Here is a 16,285-nt window from a genome sequence, read left to right as displayed (position 1 = left end):
ACCTTATCTTGACACTGACAAGATCAATCAAAAGAACAAAGGAAAGAGTATGCTATCCAACTGGCACGAAATGGTTAAAACACGTGATATCAATATGTTACCAAAAATACTGGCAGATAACGTGATACTGCACTCACCAATTATTCATCGTCCAGTGGAAGGTAAAAAAATGGTTGGTATGTATTTAACAGCCGCCCTCCATACTTTTGCCAATAAAGCCTTTACCTATGATCGAGAATTCCTTTGTAAAAATGGCGCGGTCCTCGAATTCAGCACAGAAATTGATGGCATTTTTGTCAATGGTATCGATATGATCACGTGGAACGATTCGGGCGAAATTATTGATTTTAAAGTCATGGTAAGGCCGCTCAAGGCGATCAATTTAATCAACGAACGTATGACTGCCCTGCTTGAAAAATATAAAGCGCAGCAACAAGTATAATGTTCACTAAACCCTGTTAGCTGCACAATCACTTTGAATTTATCCGTGCTGATCACTAGAATGATCGGCACTTTAATTTAAATTATTGCATAGAAGATGTCTGTAAAAGCAATTTACCCAGGTACTTTTGACCCTGTAACCAACGGTCATACTGACCTGATTGAGCGTGCCAGCAAATTATTTTCTGAAGTTGTTGTTGGCGTCGCCTATAGCCCGAGTAAAAAGCCGCGCTTTGATTTAGACCACCGCGTAAAAATGCTTGAGCAAGTCACCGCTCACTTAGACAACGTCAGCGTAATAGGCTTTACTGGCCTTCTCGTCGATCTAGCGAAAGAACACCAAGCTAACGTGTTGATCCGTGGCTTGCGTGCTGTGTCGGATTTCGAGTATGAATTTCAACTCGCCAACATGAACCGCCGTTTATCACCGGATTTAGAAAGTGTTTTTCTAACGCCTGCTGAAGAAAACTCGTTTATTTCCTCAACCTTAGTTAAAGAAGTTGCGTTGCACAAAGGTGACGTTAGCCAGTTTGTTCACCCTGTTGTTCAGCAAGCATTAGAAGACTCTATGAAATAGGTGCGTTTAGCGCCTTTTCTATCACCTGCAATTAAGCGCTACTCAACGCAAAAATTTCCAAGCCTAGACTATCTGCTGCTAAGTTATTTTTGGCATTGTGGGCAATACACTGAGCTACGATTTGACTGGCGTACCTCTTTCAACATCGTTTGGCAAGTTAAGCAAGGCTCACCTGCGCGCCCATAGACATACAAAGACTGTTTAAAATAACCTGGGCGACCATCGGCCTGGGTAAAGTCTTTCAGCGTTGTACCGCCCTGTTTAATTGCCGCGGCAAGTACCTCTTTAATGTTATTAGTGAGGACTTGGCATTGCTTTTTAGTCAGCTTGCCCGCTTTTTTGGTTGGCCTAATACCACTTAAAAAAAGTGATTCATTTGCATAGATATTACCAACACCAACCACGACCGGATTATTCATAATAAAAGTTTTAACAGGCACTGCTTTATTGCGCGATTTCTCATAAAGATAATCGGCATGGAAATCGTCTGTCAGTGGCTCTGGCCCCAGTTTAGCAAGCACCCCTTGCTCGTCTTGATCACCAGCAAGCCATAGCACTGCGCCAAAACGGCGCGGATCATTAAGCCTTAATGCCTTGCCATTGCCCAAAACAATATCAACATGATCGTGTTTTACTGGCACTAACGTCTTATCAATAACACGAATGGTACCTGACATGCCTAAATGAATGAGTATGCTGCCACTTGCCACTTTAATAATTAGGTACTTTGAGCGGCGTTCAACGGCGACGATCACTTCGCCAATCGCATCGCTAATTTGCTCTGGTATCGGCCATCGCAGTTGACGTTGGCGCACCACAATATCGGTAATTGTTTCACCATCAATATGTGGTTTGATGCCTAAACGGCATACTTCGACTTCAGGTAATTCGGGCATCTTAATTCACTATCAGGTTATGACTGATTTATCAGTAAACCAGTTGGTATGAGTTGATTAAACACTGGCAATGGCAGCGAAAAATAGCGATCCAATTGGTGGTTATGAACAACGACTTGTTCTGCCAGTAAATACAAAGTAAATAACTGAATATTGGGTTGATCAGCTAATACCATACTAATAAACAAGCCAGATTGCTGGGAGCGATCTATTTCAATATCAAGCACTTGCCCCTGCACTTGTTGCCAAGTACGCATCATTTGTTCAATAAGTTGATTCGATAAACGCTGCGCTGGCAATAACCGCCACCCCTGACCAGCTCGCTCAATAGTGACTTGCTGATCAATGTTCATCGTCAGAATCACTTTATTTTCACCAATGACGAACTGTTCAACAGCAGCTGATTGCGGATCGCCGCTTTCACCTTGTTGGGTAAAATTGATTAACAGAATAAAACCCATCACTGAAAAAATAATCACATTATTCCAAGCGGCGCGGGAAAGTCTCATAACATCTTCATTTATCGTCAATTAGCGCTATATCATACGAAAACTATGGCGCTATTACATTAGCTTATAACAATTTGATTAATTATCGCTGAGTGAGCAAATAATCACTCAATTTGATATTAGATAAATTCTAGGCAATAAAAAACCCAGCAATTGCTGGGTTTTTTAGAAAATTCGAGAAGTAAAATTACTTGATTTTAGCTTCTTTGTAGACAACGTGCTTACGTACTACAGGGTCGAATTTTTTGATTTCCATTTTCTCTGGCATAGTCTTTTTATTCTTATCAGTAGTATAAAAATGACCTGTACCAGCAGAAGATACTAAACGAATTTTATCACGCATGACTTATTCCTTAGACTTTTTCGCCGCGAGCACGGATGTCAGCTAATACTGCATCGATGCCTTTCTTATCGATAATACGCATACCTTTAGGAGTAAGGCGTAATTTTACGAAACGGTTTTCGCTCTCAACCCAAAAACGGTGAGATTGAAGGTTTGGTAAGAAACGACGACGTGTCGCGTTTCTAGCGTGAGAACGATTGTTCCCTACAACTGGTTTTTTGCCAGTTACTTGGCAAACTTTAGACATTTGAGTCACTCCAAAATTAATTTCAGCTCGAGCTAATTCCCCTTGGCCGTCGCCTCGGGATCCTGAAAAAGGTGGCATATTATAGTGAAACTAATCCTCGAATGCTAGTACTAATCATATTTTAACCAAATACAATGATAACTAGCTTATTTATCATAGAGATAGAGGTGATGTACAACAAGATTTAGCCCTTAAAAAACCAACAAAGTGCTGATTAATTATACCGAATTAGAGGGTTTTCGATCCTAACAGAGCCGCTAGCTGTTGTTTTTGATCTTGTGTCGCCAGCTGATCAATCAAAATACGAATAATATGTGACTTCGCCAACTTAGACTCTTTAGCTAAAACATTCAGCTGCGCAATGGCATCTTCACTCAAAGTAAACGTTGCATGGCGAAATGTTCGGTTGCTTTCTTTGCTTTTACTTTTGGCCACCACTTGTTGCTCAGCAGCCGCAATAGCCTGTTCGAGATTTAAACCAGTATTAGGCGCTTTCTTACCTTCTTTAACCAGTTTAGGTTGGCCTTTCGCGTAGTCTTCAGCGTCAGAGATAAACTCATCAACAGTAAAGTTCTTCCTTTTTACCGCTTCCCCTTTTCCCTTTTTAAGATCAGTTAAACTCATGAGAGTTATCCGGCTTCATCGCAAGCAGCTCCTCAGCAATCGCTATCATTTCCTGTGCAGCTTTGCCATCAGGCTCATTTTCTAACACCGAAGAGCCAGACTCTTCGCTATCATCGTAAACATTGCGGTTATAAGTGACTGCGTTAAGTACATTGATGCCATATGAGGCACATACTTCTTTGGCTTCTAAAATTCGATTGGCTTGGGTTGGCAGTGCAGGGCACTGAGTAATCACAAATGAGGCGAGCATTTTAGGATTAACCATTTTACACGTGCTGAGCATGTCTTCCATATGAGGCACGGTTTTTAAGTCTCGACGTTTCGGGCGAAGTGGAATCACCACATGGTCAGCAACCGACATTGCAGCGCGCAGCGCAAGGTTGTCTTGGCCACCACAATCAACCACAACGTAATCGTAATGTTGGTTTAAACTGAGTAAATCATTGCGGATCTTGCCGTATAATTGAATACAATTGATAGCCGGCAGCGAAGGGTCAGTATTACGCGCCTGAATCCAATCAGACGTTGTGCGTTGCGGATCACAATCAACCATCAAGACAATGGCATTTTTGTGTTTAGCAAAGTACACCGCCATGTTCTGCGCTAAGCAACTTTTACCGCTACCACCTTTTTCACCACCAACCAATATCATCATGCTGCTAACTTCCTATCAAAACAGGTAGAGTTCTTGTTTACTTGTACACCAGTATAGTTCAAATATCATCTCACATCGCTGTGTGCACTTAACGCTTACTTCTTATCATCTAACGTGAAGGCAACTTCATACCAGCCCGTTGGCTGCTCAATGCAACGCAACACAGTACAATCAAACTCTTGCTGCGCTGAACTGTTAGATTTAAAGGTGATCACCACTTGCGTATTTTCTGCAATTGCCATATCGCTATCGACTCGCACACCACCGCGCGAAAAATCTAAACAAGCCAAGGTTTTTGTCCACTGCCTGCCATCACTGTCAGACCAGCTGACGGTGACCAGTTCTTTTTCCATATCTAATCGAATTGATTGACGCCTTTCCATCTCATGGTTACTACTGTCGGTCATAAGACAATCCTTGCTTGTTGCTTTTGATTGAAAATACTTTGCTTAAAACTTTGTTCAGTACATTGCTCAGTACTTTGTTCATCGGGATAATTGTTCCCTTATTAAGCTAAAATTAGCTGCCATTATGCTGATTTGCAACCGCTTTATAATTGCCCATGCTCTGCAAATGAATAACACTGATGCTTAGCGATAATTAAATGATCGAGTACTTTTACCTCAATCAAGGCCAACGCCTGAATTAACCGCTGCGTAATACGCTGATCTGCCTCGCTCGGTGTCGCCAATCCAGATGGATGATTGTGAACCAAAATTACGGCCGCAGCACTTTGTAACAGGACATTTTCGACAACAACACGCGGGTATACCGCAGCGGCGTCTATTGTCCCCTCAAATAATCGTTCAAAGCCAATTACTTGATGCTGACTATTAAGCAAAACAACGCCAAACACTTCATGGCGTTCACCACGAAGCTCTGAAATTAAATAATTTTTGGTATCGCTAGAACTGGTTAAATAGTGCTGCTCGCCAACTTGCTCTTTAAGATAGCGTTTAGACATTTCTAAACATGCTTGCAGCTGAACATATTTAGCTTGCCCTAAGCCATGGTGCTGACAAAAATCTTGCATGCTGGCTTGGTAAATAGCGGCAATACTGCCAAAACTGTTGAGCAGCTGGCGAGCCAAATCAACCACCGAGCAACCCTTTACTCCGGTGCGTAAAAATATTGCCAAGAGCTCAGCATCACTGAGTGACTGCGCTCCTTGACTCAACAACTTTTCACGCGGCCTTTCCTGTGCTGGCCATGTCTTTAACATCCATGTGCTCCTTATCTCTCGCTGACTCTTATGCTGACATCTCATCCCTGATATACTGCTGCCCATTCGTATTTATATTGAGCAGAAGTGCTTTAAGATTAGCAGCGTATGCAAATTTTACACAATAAAAACATTGTCTTAGGTATTACTGGTGGGATTGCCGCGTACAAGGGACCTGAGCTCGTTAGACGCTTAAAAGAACAAGGCGCGAATGTTCGCGTGGTCATCACGGAATCAGCGAAAGCATTTGTTAGCTCACTATCGCTGCAAGCGGTTTCTGCTAATCCAGTTGCTGACGATTTACTCGACCCGCAAGCCGAATTAGCCATGGGACATATCGAGTTAGCGAAATGGGCCGACTTGATTCTTGTCGCGCCAGCAACAGCAAACACCATTGCCAAACTCGCTCACGGTATGGCAGATGATTTATTGACGACTATTGCGTTAGCAACAGCGGCACCTGTTGCCATCGCACCAGCAATGAATCAACAAATGTGGCACAACCCTATCACCCAACGAAACCTTGATGAATTGGCTAAGTTTGGCATCAAACAATTTGGTCCAGCAGCTGGTGAACAGGCTTGTGGTGATGTTGGTTTAGGACGCATGTTAGATGTGCCTGAATTAGTCAGTGCTGTAACTGAGCTGTTTGCTCGCGACCAACAAGTGCTCGCCGGCCAGCACTGGGTCATAACTGCTGGCCCAACACAAGAACCGATAGATCCTGTGCGTTATATTTCCAACCATAGCTCAGGCAAAATGGGTTACGCGATAGCACAAGCGGCGATTGAAGCTGGCGCTAATGTCACGTTGATCTCTGGACCAACAAAATTAACACCGCCAAGTCACAGCCAGCATGTACCTGTCGTTAGCGCGCAAGAAATGCACCAGCAAGCGCTTGCCAACGCGCCAAAAGCAGATGTCTTTGTGGCATGTGCGGCTGTAGCCGACTACCGCGTTGCACAAGTTGCCGAGCAAAAAATCAAAAAACACGAAGATGCTATGCAAATCAACATGGTAAAAAACCCTGACATTGTTGCCGATGTTGCCGCGCTAACCGAAAACCGTCCGTTTACTGTGGGATTTGCCGCAGAAACGCAAGACGTCGAACAATATGCACGTGGTAAATTACAGCGCAAGAGTCTAGATTTGATTGCAGCAAATAATGTGTCTGTTGCAGGTCAAGGCTTTAACAGCGATGACAACGCCTTAACCGTGTTTTCAGCAACCGATAAAACCGAGCTTTCGCTGGCCAGCAAAACACAGTTAGCAAAAGATCTTGTGGCGATTATTTCAGCAAAAGCAGAGCTCAAATCGTAAGTGTTTGCTTACTAACGTAATTATTGCGCTACATCATATTTGTGCCCGTTGGCTTGATGTTAGTATCATCAAGCCGCTAAAATTACGGCGATAAAATCAATAACAATTCGACTGAGAAGTTTTAGATGTCAACCACCGAAAAACCGAATCGTAAACAGCAAATTCTTGAATGCTTGGCTATGATGCTGCAATCAAGTCCTGGACAGCGTATTACCACTGCTAAACTTGCCGCCGAAGTAGGTGTCTCTGAAGCCGCGCTTTACCGCCACTTTCCGTCGAAGGCCCGCATGTTCGAAGGCTTAATTGAGTTTATTGAAGAATCGATTTTTTCTCGCATTAACCTAATTTTATCAGACCACAAAGAAGCGGTGATCCGCTGCCATCATATTTTGCATGTGTTGCTGATTTTTGCAGAGCGCAACCCTGGTATGTGCCGTATCTTATCTGGCGACGCGCTGATGGGTGAAAACGAGCGCTTGCGTTTGCGCGTTAACCAGTTTTTTGAAAAACTCGAGTCTCAATTTAAGCAGGTCTTACGCGAGCGCAAGCTGCGTGAAGGTAAAGGTTTTGAGATCTCAGAGCAGGCACTTGCGAATTTATTAGTCTCGTTTGCTGAAGGTAAAATTAGCCAATACGTGCGCTCTGGTTTTAGCAAAAAGCCAAGCGATGAATTTAATGAACAATGGCAATTTTTAATGGCAAGCAAATAAGCCTAATACCAATTGAATTAATTAGTTGATCAATTATGGCGTAGGAAAAAGGTTCATAAACACAGGTTTTATGCTCCCTGCAAAACCTAAGTACCTACATCCATGTAGGCAAGGCGTTATTTTTTGGTAACTAGTTGTTCTAATTTCAAAAATAACAACACAGTTGATGAGCGTTTTAACCAGCCAGAATGATCAAGTATTTATTGAAATTGGTATAACCAAATAAAATATTCTAACAGCGCCAGCTTCTCGCCTGATAGAGAGCTGGCGTTTTTTAATTGAAAGGTAAAACCATGTCGCAACTAGCACAACTTACCCCCAACTCACTGTGGCAATTATTTGACCGTATTTGCAGCATCCCTCACCCGTCTAAACACGAACAAGCGATTTCCGCTTGGATCCAGTCATGGGCGAAAGAACAAGGCATCGCAGTGAAAGAAGACGCTGTTGGTAATCTAATTCTAAAGAAACCAGCAAGCGCAGGCATGGAAGCTAGAAAAGGCGTTATTCTTCAAGCGCATATGGACATGGTGCCGCAAAAAAATAGCGGTACTGAACACGACTTTTTAACCGACCCCATTCAGCCATACACAGTTGAAGAAGCCGATGGCCTGTGGGTAACCGCCAAAGACACAACCTTAGGTGCCGATAATGGTATCGGTTTAGCATCGGCATTAGCCGTACTGGCAAGTGATGATATCGCACATGGCCCACTTGAAGTGCTAGTAACCATTGATGAAGAAGCAGGTATGACAGGCGCATTTGGCTTACAGTCAGGTGAGTTTGACGGCGAGATTCTAATCAACACCGACTCTGAACAAGAAGGTGAAGTGTACATGGGCTGCGCTGGTGGTATTGATGGCAATGCAACCTTTGCCATTGAAACTGAAGCTGTGCCTGCTGATTATCAGGCATTTAACCTGTCGCTGTCAGGTTTAAAAGGTGGCCACTCAGGTGTTGATATTCATACGGGTCGCGCCAATGCCAATAAGTTGCTCGTGCGCTTCTTATTGAGTGCTGTTAAACAGTTTGATATTCAGTTAACCGAGCTAAACGGTGGTAGCTTGCGCAATGCCATTCCACGTGAAGCAAATGCCAGTTTTGTCGTTGCCAAGCAACATGTCCCGGCATTAACAAAAGCAGTAGCTGACTATCTAGCGCAAGCTAAAGACAATCTAAAAGCGATTGAAACGGATCTGGATATGCTGTTGATCTCGCCAGAAGATTTTGAACAGTGTTGGTCAAAAGCGTGCCAGTTAACAATTCTAAATGCGCTAAATGCCTGCCCTAACGGCGTTATTCGCATGAGTGATGATATTGAAGGCATTGTCGAAACTTCGCTTAACCTAGGTGTGATGCGCACTAAAGGCAGTAAGTTTGTTGCACAAACCTTGATCCGTAGCTTGCATGACGATGGTCGCTTAGCCACTGAAGAAACCGTGCGCTCAGTATTTGAATTAGCGGGTGCCGATATCGAATTTACGGGTGCCTACCCTGGCTGGCAACCAGATACCAGCTCACCAATTATGCAGGTAGTTCGTGAAACCTATCAGGCAGAATTTGGTAAATTGCCTGAAATTATGGTGATTCACGCAGGTCTAGAGTGTGGTTTATTTAAAACCGCCTATCCACATTGGGATATGGTTTCATTTGGCCCAACCATTAAATTCCCGCATTCACCTGATGAAAAAGTGAACGTTGAAACCGTTGGTCAATACTGGCAATTATTGTTAGCGGTACTGAAAAACATCCCTGCAAAATAACGTTTAAATAAAGCAAACGTTATCTGTTAAAAAGGTGGCAACAAGCCGCCTTTTTTGATCGCAAAAGTGGCGCTATATTTTACGTTTTCAATTGCAATTAACATACGCTATAGTCCCATACAGCTAACCCTTTTGGGCTATTACAATAGGATAAATGTATGATTCAGCCAGATAAAATAATAATAGCTGACGATCATCCGTTATTTCGACAGGCACTGTTGACAACGCTTTCGCAGAAGATCACTCAATGCCAATGGCTGGACGCAGAAACCATCGGTGAATTGGAGCAGCAGCTTGCTACACACCAAGATGCTGACCTGCTGATTTTAGATTTAAACATCCCTGGCGGCCACGGCTTTAACAACTTGATCAATATCCGGAAAAACCACCCGCAAATTCCGGTGGTGATTATGTCTGCGCACGAAGATAACGATACGATGAATAAGGCTATCGACCTTGGTGCTGTTGGCTTTATTCCAAAATCAACGCCAATAGACATTATCTATCAAGCAATTCTCGAAGTGCTTGCCGGTAAACAATGGCTACCCGCCCAGTTCAGTGCGCACTCAGCAGCAGATGAGTGTCATGATATTGCCGAGCGCGTCGCTAGCCTAACCCAACAACAGCATAAAATATTACTGATGTTCGCCGAAGGTATGCTTAATAAGCAGATCGCCTATGACCTGAATGTCTCAGAAGCCACGATTAAGGCACATGCCACAGCGATATTTAAGAAATTAAATGTCCGCAATCGCACGCAGGCAGTGATTGCCATTAGTCAATTAGACTTAGGCGATCATGACTTTTCACACTAGTGTCATTAGCAACAATTAGCGTTGACTTAGCGAGGCGACCTGCGCAAGCGATTAGCCTCGTTCACCAACAAACTGTCGGTGCAGTTGCTCACTTAACTTAGCACTCATCATTGCCCTCAAAGCGGCAGGTTTAACCATTTTACGCATAAAGCCGATATCTGCACCAGCGGCGTTGTCGCTGAGCCCTTGTTCACTGCTTGCACTAACTAAAATAGCGGGCAGATAAACATTCGTCATCTCACGTAATGTTTTGATTAATGCAATACCATTTTCTGTTGCTGACAATTGGTAATCCACTAAAAGAATATCGATATTAAACTTATGTTGCTCAAACATCTCAACAGCACTAGTGACGTTATTAGCCGCTAATACCTCACACTGCCAACTGGAAAGCATTTCCACCATACCAGCTAACACGTCTTCGTCATCATCAATACACAGCACGCAAATACCATTGAGTGCGACTGGCTTAATCGCTTGAGCAACAGGTTTACTCGCAGCTTCTATTCGCGGAACGTCAATGGCAAAGCAACAGCCGTGACCGAGCTCCGAGTGCAGCGATAACTTGTGACCAAGTACCTGACTGATCCCTTGGGTAATGCTTAAGCCTAGCCCTAAGCCCTTGCCTTTGTGTTGTGATTCACTCGCCAGTTGAGTGAACTGTTCAAACACCAGTGCTTGTTGCGTTTGCGCGATACCCGGCCCAGTATCAATCACTTGAACCTGTACTTTATTGGCACGGCGTCTTACCCCTAATAACAAGCATCCAGGGCTGGCGTAGCGAAATGCGTTAGTGATCAAGTTTTGCAACATGCGCCTTAGCAGGTAGCGATCCGAGTACACCCAAATCTTGGTTGGCTTGACGGTGAAACGCATACCATGTTGCTGAGCGGAGAGTGAAAACTCATTGGCAATTTCATCAAATAAGCTTTGCAGCGCAAATGGCTCAACATCAGGGCTAATTTTACCACTCTCAATTCGAGTGATTTCTGCCAAGTCTGACAATAAGTCATTAGCGACTTTGAGCGAGTGACCTATGTTCTCAACTTGCTTTTGCTGCTGTGCTGATAACGGTTGATTTGCCAAGGCTTCACTAAACAAACGCGCCGCCTCAATTGGCTGCATCAAATCGTGGCTACAAGCCTTTAAATACAAGCTTTTCTGTTGATGTGCTTGCTCGGCCTTGTGTCGTGCTTGCGCCAACTCACGATTCACTTTCGCCAGCTTTTCGGTGCGCTCATCCACTAAGGCTTCTAAATCTACATTGGCATCTTTGAGTACTTTTTCCGCCTGACGGTAGGCACTAATATCGGAAAACAGCATCACAAAACCACCATCTGGCAATGGATTTCCTTGAATACGAATCACCTTATCGCCAAGTTCCCGTTCTGAACTATGCGGGCTACCTTGTCTAAGGAAATCGATACGACGCTGAACTTGCTGCTCAACTTGATCCGCTTCATAAAGCCCGCGTTCAAGGTTAAAGCGGATAAGTGAAGCAACTGGACTACCGACATACACCACAGACTCTGAATAGCCGAATAAGTCGATATACTTTTTATTCCACGCCACTAAATTAAGATCTTTATCAATAATGGAAATACCTTCGCTGGCGTTTTCAATGGCGCTTTGCAGCAGTGATTGGCTAAAGCGTTGCTGTTGGCTCGACGCTTCTTCCACCAATATCGCCAGTTCGTCTAGTGCAAAGTCTCGCCCCTCTAGTGCCGATGACAAAACCAAGCGCGCTGACGATGCCCCCATTGTGCTCGCCAGCTTGTTTTCGGTAAATTCCAATAATTGCTGATTATATTGCGCAGCACCAATCACGACTTTATTCACTGAGGCATTAAACGCAGTAAAATGCTCACGTGCTTTTTGCTGACCAATAAAGCGCGACACCAGTAGCTCAAGCTCTTTGGGGCTGACAGTTTTCTTGTGTTGTTTGGTCTTCGCCTCGGGTGCCTGCCATTCAAGAAATACTGAAGCTTGCACGCGTTCTTGCACACTTTGGCGACTCACTTGCGAAATGATGTACATGACAAAAATGTTAGCGAGCAAGCTCAATAAGCTAACCATAGTGCTACTTTCAGCTAAAGCATCGCTATAACCGTCAAATCCCAGCCCCATTTGCGGTAAAAAGCTCAACACCAGCCACATCGAAAAACCCACTAAAATGCCGGCAAAAACACCCGTTAAACTAGCGCCTCGCCAATAGAACGCAGCCAACAATGCAGGGGTTAGTTGCGCAAAAGCGCCAAATGCCACCACGCCAAGCGCCGCTAACGTATCTGGTGATGCCAGTAAAAACACCATATAGCCCAGCATGATCACACACAGCACTAATAGCTTTCTTATTTTCAGTAAGTTAACGCGAAACTCATTGAATGAAAGATCTTGTTTTCGACCGCGATAACGGTACAGCAATGGAAAAACAATTTCATTGCTGAGCATAGTGCTAAGTGCTATCGCGGCAATAATCACCATAGAACTGGCTGCCGAAATTGCTCCTAAAAAGGCCAGTAATGACATCCAGTTCTGGCCACCAACGGCGGGTAAAAAGAGTACGTAGGTATCTGCTGGTACTTGATTACCTAACAATTCTTTACCCGCTAAGCCCATTGGAATCGCCAGCAACGCAAAAATTAATAAGTAAATGGGGAACAATGAACGCGCCAGTCGAGTATCTCGCTCATCTTGCAGCTCAACCACCATCACCTGAAACTGTCGTGGTAATGATAAAAACGCCGCCATCACGACAATTAACATGGCCAATAACCCAGTTAAGTTAGAAAACTCTAACTGGCTTGCTATTTGTGCTTGAGCATTTGATTGCTGCCATAAGGCTTGTGGCGAGTCGAACAAAAAGAAGCAAACAAACACGCCAATAATGATAAAGGCAATCAGTTTAACCATAGACTCAAAAGCTATAGCCAACATTACGCCCGGGTGGCGCTCAGTCACATCGAGCTGACGCACGCCAAATACAATAGTGAAACCTGCTAAAACCAAGCTAATGATCAGGCCAAGCTGAGTGGTGTTAATTGGCGAGCTGCCTTGCAATTGCTCAAATGAATAAACAATGCCTTTTAGCTGCAATGCCAAATACGGCATGGTACCAACTAGAGCAACGATCGTTACTAAAATCGCCAAATTATGAGATTTACCAAAGCGCGCCGCCAACAAGTCAGCAATCGATGTCAGGTTCAGCTTGATACTGACGCGGATCATGCGCAACAAAAACGGCCATGCGAAAACAAAGAGTAAAATGGGGCCCAAGAAAATTGGGAGATGAGAGAGAAAATCTGTTGCCGCTTGCCCCGTTGTGCCTAAAAAGCTCCACGAGGTGCAATACACGCCCATGGTCATGGCATAAATTAGCGGCTGCCACTGTTTAGTTAACTGATGGCGATACTTGTCGCCAAGATAAGCAATACCAAACAGCAAGCCAATATAACTAAAACTAACAACGATTAATTGCCAATTGGCGAACATAAATTTAAAGCATCCTTGTTAGATAAATGAAACGATAAGCAAACGCCCTTCGCTTATTGCACAGTTTGACTATAAAACTCACTAATATATTTACCACCTTTTATTGTCACTATCACCCGCATCCGCTGTTTTTCACCTTTTTCGCTAATTCGCTCACGCAAATCCGTTGGTTGCTGCCAATAGTAGGGGCTGTTTGCCATGGCTAAATTATAGGTTTGATATTGCTTAGCACTATCGACAATAAACAGTACCGCACTGTCGATGGGGTAGGTTGAGTTAACGCCAGTAACACCATTTTTATCATAAACATTAACAAGCAAATCACCGGCTGCAAAAACACACTTTTCATTGATGACATCACAATGACCATCAGGCACCAATTCAACGACCTTGTCTTGACTCGCTTGATATTCCAAATAGTAATCTGAGGCGATATAGCCACCTAGTAGTAAAAATGGCGCGACAAAAATTGCCAGCTTGGTATGTTTGTTCATATAACCTCTAATAAATATGAGTGAAAAAAGGGTAATCTAGGGTGACACCTAGATTACCCAAAGCCTCGAGTACAACAAACTCTCAAAGCATTTCAGCTAACGCCTCTGTGCGAATCGAATTAATGGTCATGCGCACTGGCAATTTGGCCATGTGGCGTACGGAAGTTTTCCACTAACTCTTGAATTTCGCTTGGTGCAGGCCCTGTTGCTTTCAGCACAATAAAGGCAACAGCAAAGTTAACTAAAGCGCCGACCGAACCAAATGCGTTTGGTGAAATTCCGAAGAACCAGTTTTGCTCCATACCGCCCATAAATGAGGTACCTGGAATAAACATGATGCCTTTGTGCTGGAACACGTACAGCATGGTTACCCCAAGGCCTGCACACATACCTGCAATTGCCGCTTTGCTACTCATTTTCTTCGAGAAAATACCCATCATCAGTGCTGGGAAGATACTGGATGCTGCTAAACCAAAGGCGAGTGCAACAGTACCAGCGGCGAAACCGGGGGGATTCAGGCCAAGGTAGCCAGCAAACAGTATCGACAAGGTCATCACAATCCGACTGGCACGCAACTCAGTTTTCTCACTCATATCAGGCACCAAAACCCCTTTCATCAAGTCGTGCGATACCGCTGACGATATCGCTAACAGGAGGCCTGCCGCTGTGGAGAGAGCAGCCGCTAGGCCACCTGCCGCAACAAGTGCAATTACCCAGTTCGGTAAATTCGCAATTGATGGGTTCGCCAACACCATAATGTCGCGGTCAACTTTGACCATTTCATTGGTCGCCGCATCTGAGGTATATTGAATTTTGCCATCGCCATTTTTGTCTTCAAACTGCAGTAGACCAGTACGTTCCCAGTCTTTAAACCACTGTGGACGCTCATCGTATACCAGATTCTCACCCGCAGCGGGCTCAATGGTATTCATCAAGTTGAAGCGTGCCATTGCGCCAACGGCCGGGGCAACTGTGTAAAGCAATGCTATGAAAACCAAGGCGTAGCCCGCAGATTGACGAGCCGCTTTTACTGACGGTACCGTAAAGAAGCGCATAATAACGTGCGGTAAGCCCGCCGTACCTATCATCAACGACATGGTATAGGCGAACATTTCAACCGAGCCAAGCGTTGAGGTGGTATATTCTTTAAAACCGAGATCGGTGACTACCATATCCAGCTTATCAAGCAAATAGACACCACTGCCATCGGCGAGTGTTGAACCTAAGCCTAATTGGGGGATTGGGTTACCGGTTAACTGTAATGAAATGAAAATTGCTGGAATGGTATAAGCCGTGATTAACACCACATACTGGGCAATTTGCGTGTAGGTAATACCTTTCATACCGCCAAGGGTTGCGTAAACAAAAACCACACCCATGCCAATATAAAGCCCCATGTCGTATTCCACTTCCAAGAAGCGAGAGAAGGCAACGCCGACCCCTTTCATTTGGCCGATAATGTATGTTACTGAGGCAATAATTAAACAGACAACAGCAACAATACGAGCGGTGCGTGAATAGAATCGGTCACCAATAAATTCAGGTACAGTAAATTTGCCGTGTTTGCGCATATAAGGCGCTAAACACATTGCTAGTAGCACATAGCCACCTGTCCAGCCCATCAAGAATACCGAGCCGCCATACCCTAAAAAGGCAATTAAACCCGCCATCGAAATAAACGATGCCGCACTCATCCAGTCAGCACCAATCGCCATACCGTTTTGCAATGGGCTTATGCCACCACCAGCGGCATAGAATTCGCTGGTTGAGCCAGCACGTGCCCACCAGGCTAAGAAGAAATATAAACCGAAGGTACCGCCAACGGCGATCCACGTATAAAGTTTTAACTCGTCCATTACTGGTCCTCCACATTATATTTTTTATCTAGTTGATTCATTTTGTGGGCATACCAGAATATCAATCCGACAAAGGTATAAATTGAACCTTGCTGAGCAAACCAGAAACCTAGTTTGTAACCACCTAAACGAATTGTGTTTAGCGGTTCAACAAGCAATAAGCCAAAGCCGAACGATACGATAAACCATATTGCGAGACAGATTAAAATAAGTCGCAGGTTCTCCTGCCAGTAACTTGTTTCCACAATGATCTCCTCGTGTCGCCTGTTGTGTTATTAGTATCAATCTGTAAGTAGGCTTTTTTAGAATGTTATTGAGCCT

General features: G+C 44.2%; 18 protein-coding genes. 6 read left to right on the top strand and 12 right to left on the bottom strand.

Annotated elements, in window-relative coordinates; translation table 11 throughout:
• The first annotated feature begins 49 nt into the window (after positions 1–49).
• Both DXX92_RS00485 and coaD read left to right on the top strand, forming a co-directional pair.
• Positions 50–442 (top strand): nuclear transport factor 2 family protein, encoded by a 393-nt coding sequence (locus DXX92_RS00485; protein ID WP_115998632.1) that lies wholly within the window; start codon positions 50–52, stop codon positions 440–442.
• Positions 443–538: 96 nt separating this feature from the next.
• Positions 539–1,018, top strand: a complete 480-nt coding sequence (coaD, locus tag DXX92_RS00480; RefSeq protein WP_115998631.1) for a pantetheine-phosphate adenylyltransferase — start codon at positions 539–541, stop codon at positions 1,016–1,018.
• An 83-nt stretch (positions 1,019–1,101) separates the two neighbouring features.
• Here coaD and mutM read toward each other — a convergent pair whose 3' ends face one another.
• The 8 genes from mutM to radC all read right to left on the bottom strand — a co-directional run bounded on the left by mutM (position 1,102) and on the right by radC (position 5,514).
• The gene (gene mutM / locus DXX92_RS00475; protein WP_115998630.1) at positions 1,102–1,914 is read right to left on the bottom strand and encodes a bifunctional DNA-formamidopyrimidine glycosylase/DNA-(apurinic or apyrimidinic site) lyase; all 813 of its coding nucleotides are present in this window, start codon (positions 1,912–1,914) and stop codon (positions 1,102–1,104) included.
• Between the two features lie 17 nt (positions 1,915–1,931).
• Entirely contained in the window at positions 1,932–2,423 is a 492-nt protein-coding gene (locus DXX92_RS00470) for a hypothetical protein (RefSeq protein WP_147301906.1), read from the bottom strand.
• Between the two features lie 187 nt (positions 2,424–2,610).
• The gene (gene rpmG, locus DXX92_RS00465; protein WP_115998628.1) at positions 2,611–2,766 is read right to left on the bottom strand and encodes a 50S ribosomal protein L33; all 156 of its coding nucleotides are present in this window, start codon (positions 2,764–2,766) and stop codon (positions 2,611–2,613) included.
• 10 nt (positions 2,767–2,776) lie between these two features.
• Positions 2,777–3,013 carry a 50S ribosomal protein L28 gene (rpmB, locus tag DXX92_RS00460; protein WP_084692866.1) on the bottom strand — a complete coding sequence of 79 codons (237 nt, stop codon included), beginning with the start codon at positions 3,011–3,013 and terminating at the stop codon, positions 2,777–2,779.
• 228 nt (positions 3,014–3,241) lie between these two features.
• On the bottom strand, positions 3,242–3,637 hold the full coding sequence (locus tag DXX92_RS00455; RefSeq protein WP_115998627.1) for a hypothetical protein: 396 nt from the start codon (positions 3,635–3,637) through the stop codon (positions 3,242–3,244).
• Positions 3,624–4,292 (bottom strand): AAA family ATPase, encoded by a 669-nt coding sequence (locus DXX92_RS00450; protein WP_115998626.1) that lies wholly within the window; start codon positions 4,290–4,292, stop codon positions 3,624–3,626. The genes DXX92_RS00455 and DXX92_RS00450 overlap by 14 nt, the downstream gene beginning before the upstream one ends.
• Before the next feature lie 95 nt (positions 4,293–4,387).
• Positions 4,388–4,699, bottom strand: a complete 312-nt coding sequence (locus DXX92_RS00445) for a PilZ domain-containing protein (RefSeq protein ID WP_115998625.1) — start codon at positions 4,697–4,699, stop codon at positions 4,388–4,390.
• Between the two features lie 143 nt (positions 4,700–4,842).
• Positions 4,843–5,514 (bottom strand): RadC family protein, encoded by a 672-nt coding sequence (radC, locus tag DXX92_RS00440; protein WP_115998624.1) that lies wholly within the window; start codon positions 5,512–5,514, stop codon positions 4,843–4,845.
• 108 nt (positions 5,515–5,622) lie between these two features.
• Between radC and coaBC the strand changes: the two genes are divergently transcribed.
• The 4 genes from coaBC (at position 5,623) to DXX92_RS00420 (ending at position 10,122) form a co-directional block, all read left to right on the top strand.
• Complete coding sequence (gene coaBC / locus DXX92_RS00435) at positions 5,623–6,834, top strand: bifunctional phosphopantothenoylcysteine decarboxylase/phosphopantothenate--cysteine ligase CoaBC (protein ID WP_115998623.1); 1,212 nt, start codon at positions 5,623–5,625, stop codon at positions 6,832–6,834.
• Positions 6,835–6,959: 125 nt separating this feature from the next.
• Positions 6,960–7,544 (top strand): nucleoid occlusion factor SlmA, encoded by a 585-nt coding sequence (slmA, locus tag DXX92_RS00430; RefSeq protein ID WP_115998622.1) that lies wholly within the window; start codon positions 6,960–6,962, stop codon positions 7,542–7,544.
• Positions 7,545–7,837: 293 nt separating this feature from the next.
• The gene (locus DXX92_RS00425; RefSeq protein WP_115998621.1) at positions 7,838–9,307 is read left to right on the top strand and encodes an aminoacyl-histidine dipeptidase; all 1,470 of its coding nucleotides are present in this window, start codon (positions 7,838–7,840) and stop codon (positions 9,305–9,307) included.
• 158 nt (positions 9,308–9,465) lie between these two features.
• Positions 9,466–10,122, top strand: coding sequence for a response regulator transcription factor (locus DXX92_RS00420; protein WP_115998620.1), 657 nt, complete (start codon positions 9,466–9,468; stop codon positions 10,120–10,122).
• 51 nt (positions 10,123–10,173) lie between these two features.
• Here the strand turns inward: DXX92_RS00420 and DXX92_RS00415 are convergent, their stop codons facing one another.
• The 4 genes from DXX92_RS00415 to DXX92_RS00400 form a co-directional block, all read right to left on the bottom strand.
• Positions 10,174–13,614: a hybrid sensor histidine kinase/response regulator gene (locus DXX92_RS00415; RefSeq protein ID WP_115998619.1), complete on the bottom strand. Its 3,441-nt coding sequence runs from the start codon at positions 13,612–13,614 to the stop codon at positions 10,174–10,176.
• A gap of 53 nt (positions 13,615–13,667) precedes the next feature.
• Complete coding sequence (locus DXX92_RS00410; RefSeq protein WP_115998618.1) at positions 13,668–14,108, bottom strand: hypothetical protein; 441 nt, start codon at positions 14,106–14,108, stop codon at positions 13,668–13,670.
• A gap of 119 nt (positions 14,109–14,227) precedes the next feature.
• Complete coding sequence (locus tag DXX92_RS00405; RefSeq protein ID WP_115998617.1) at positions 14,228–15,964, bottom strand: sodium:solute symporter family protein; 1,737 nt, start codon at positions 15,962–15,964, stop codon at positions 14,228–14,230.
• Complete coding sequence (locus DXX92_RS00400; RefSeq protein ID WP_374188917.1) at positions 15,964–16,209, bottom strand: DUF4212 domain-containing protein; 246 nt, start codon at positions 16,207–16,209, stop codon at positions 15,964–15,966. The genes DXX92_RS00405 and DXX92_RS00400 overlap by 1 nt, the downstream gene beginning before the upstream one ends.
• Between the last annotated feature and the right edge of the window lie 76 nt (positions 16,210–16,285).

The organism is Thalassotalea euphylliae (assembly GCF_003390395.1).
Lineage (GTDB): Bacteria > Pseudomonadota > Gammaproteobacteria > Enterobacterales > Alteromonadaceae > Thalassotalea_F > Thalassotalea_F euphylliae_C.
Note: the sequence above shows the minus strand (reverse complement) of the source record. Positions and strands in the feature narration are given on the sequence as shown.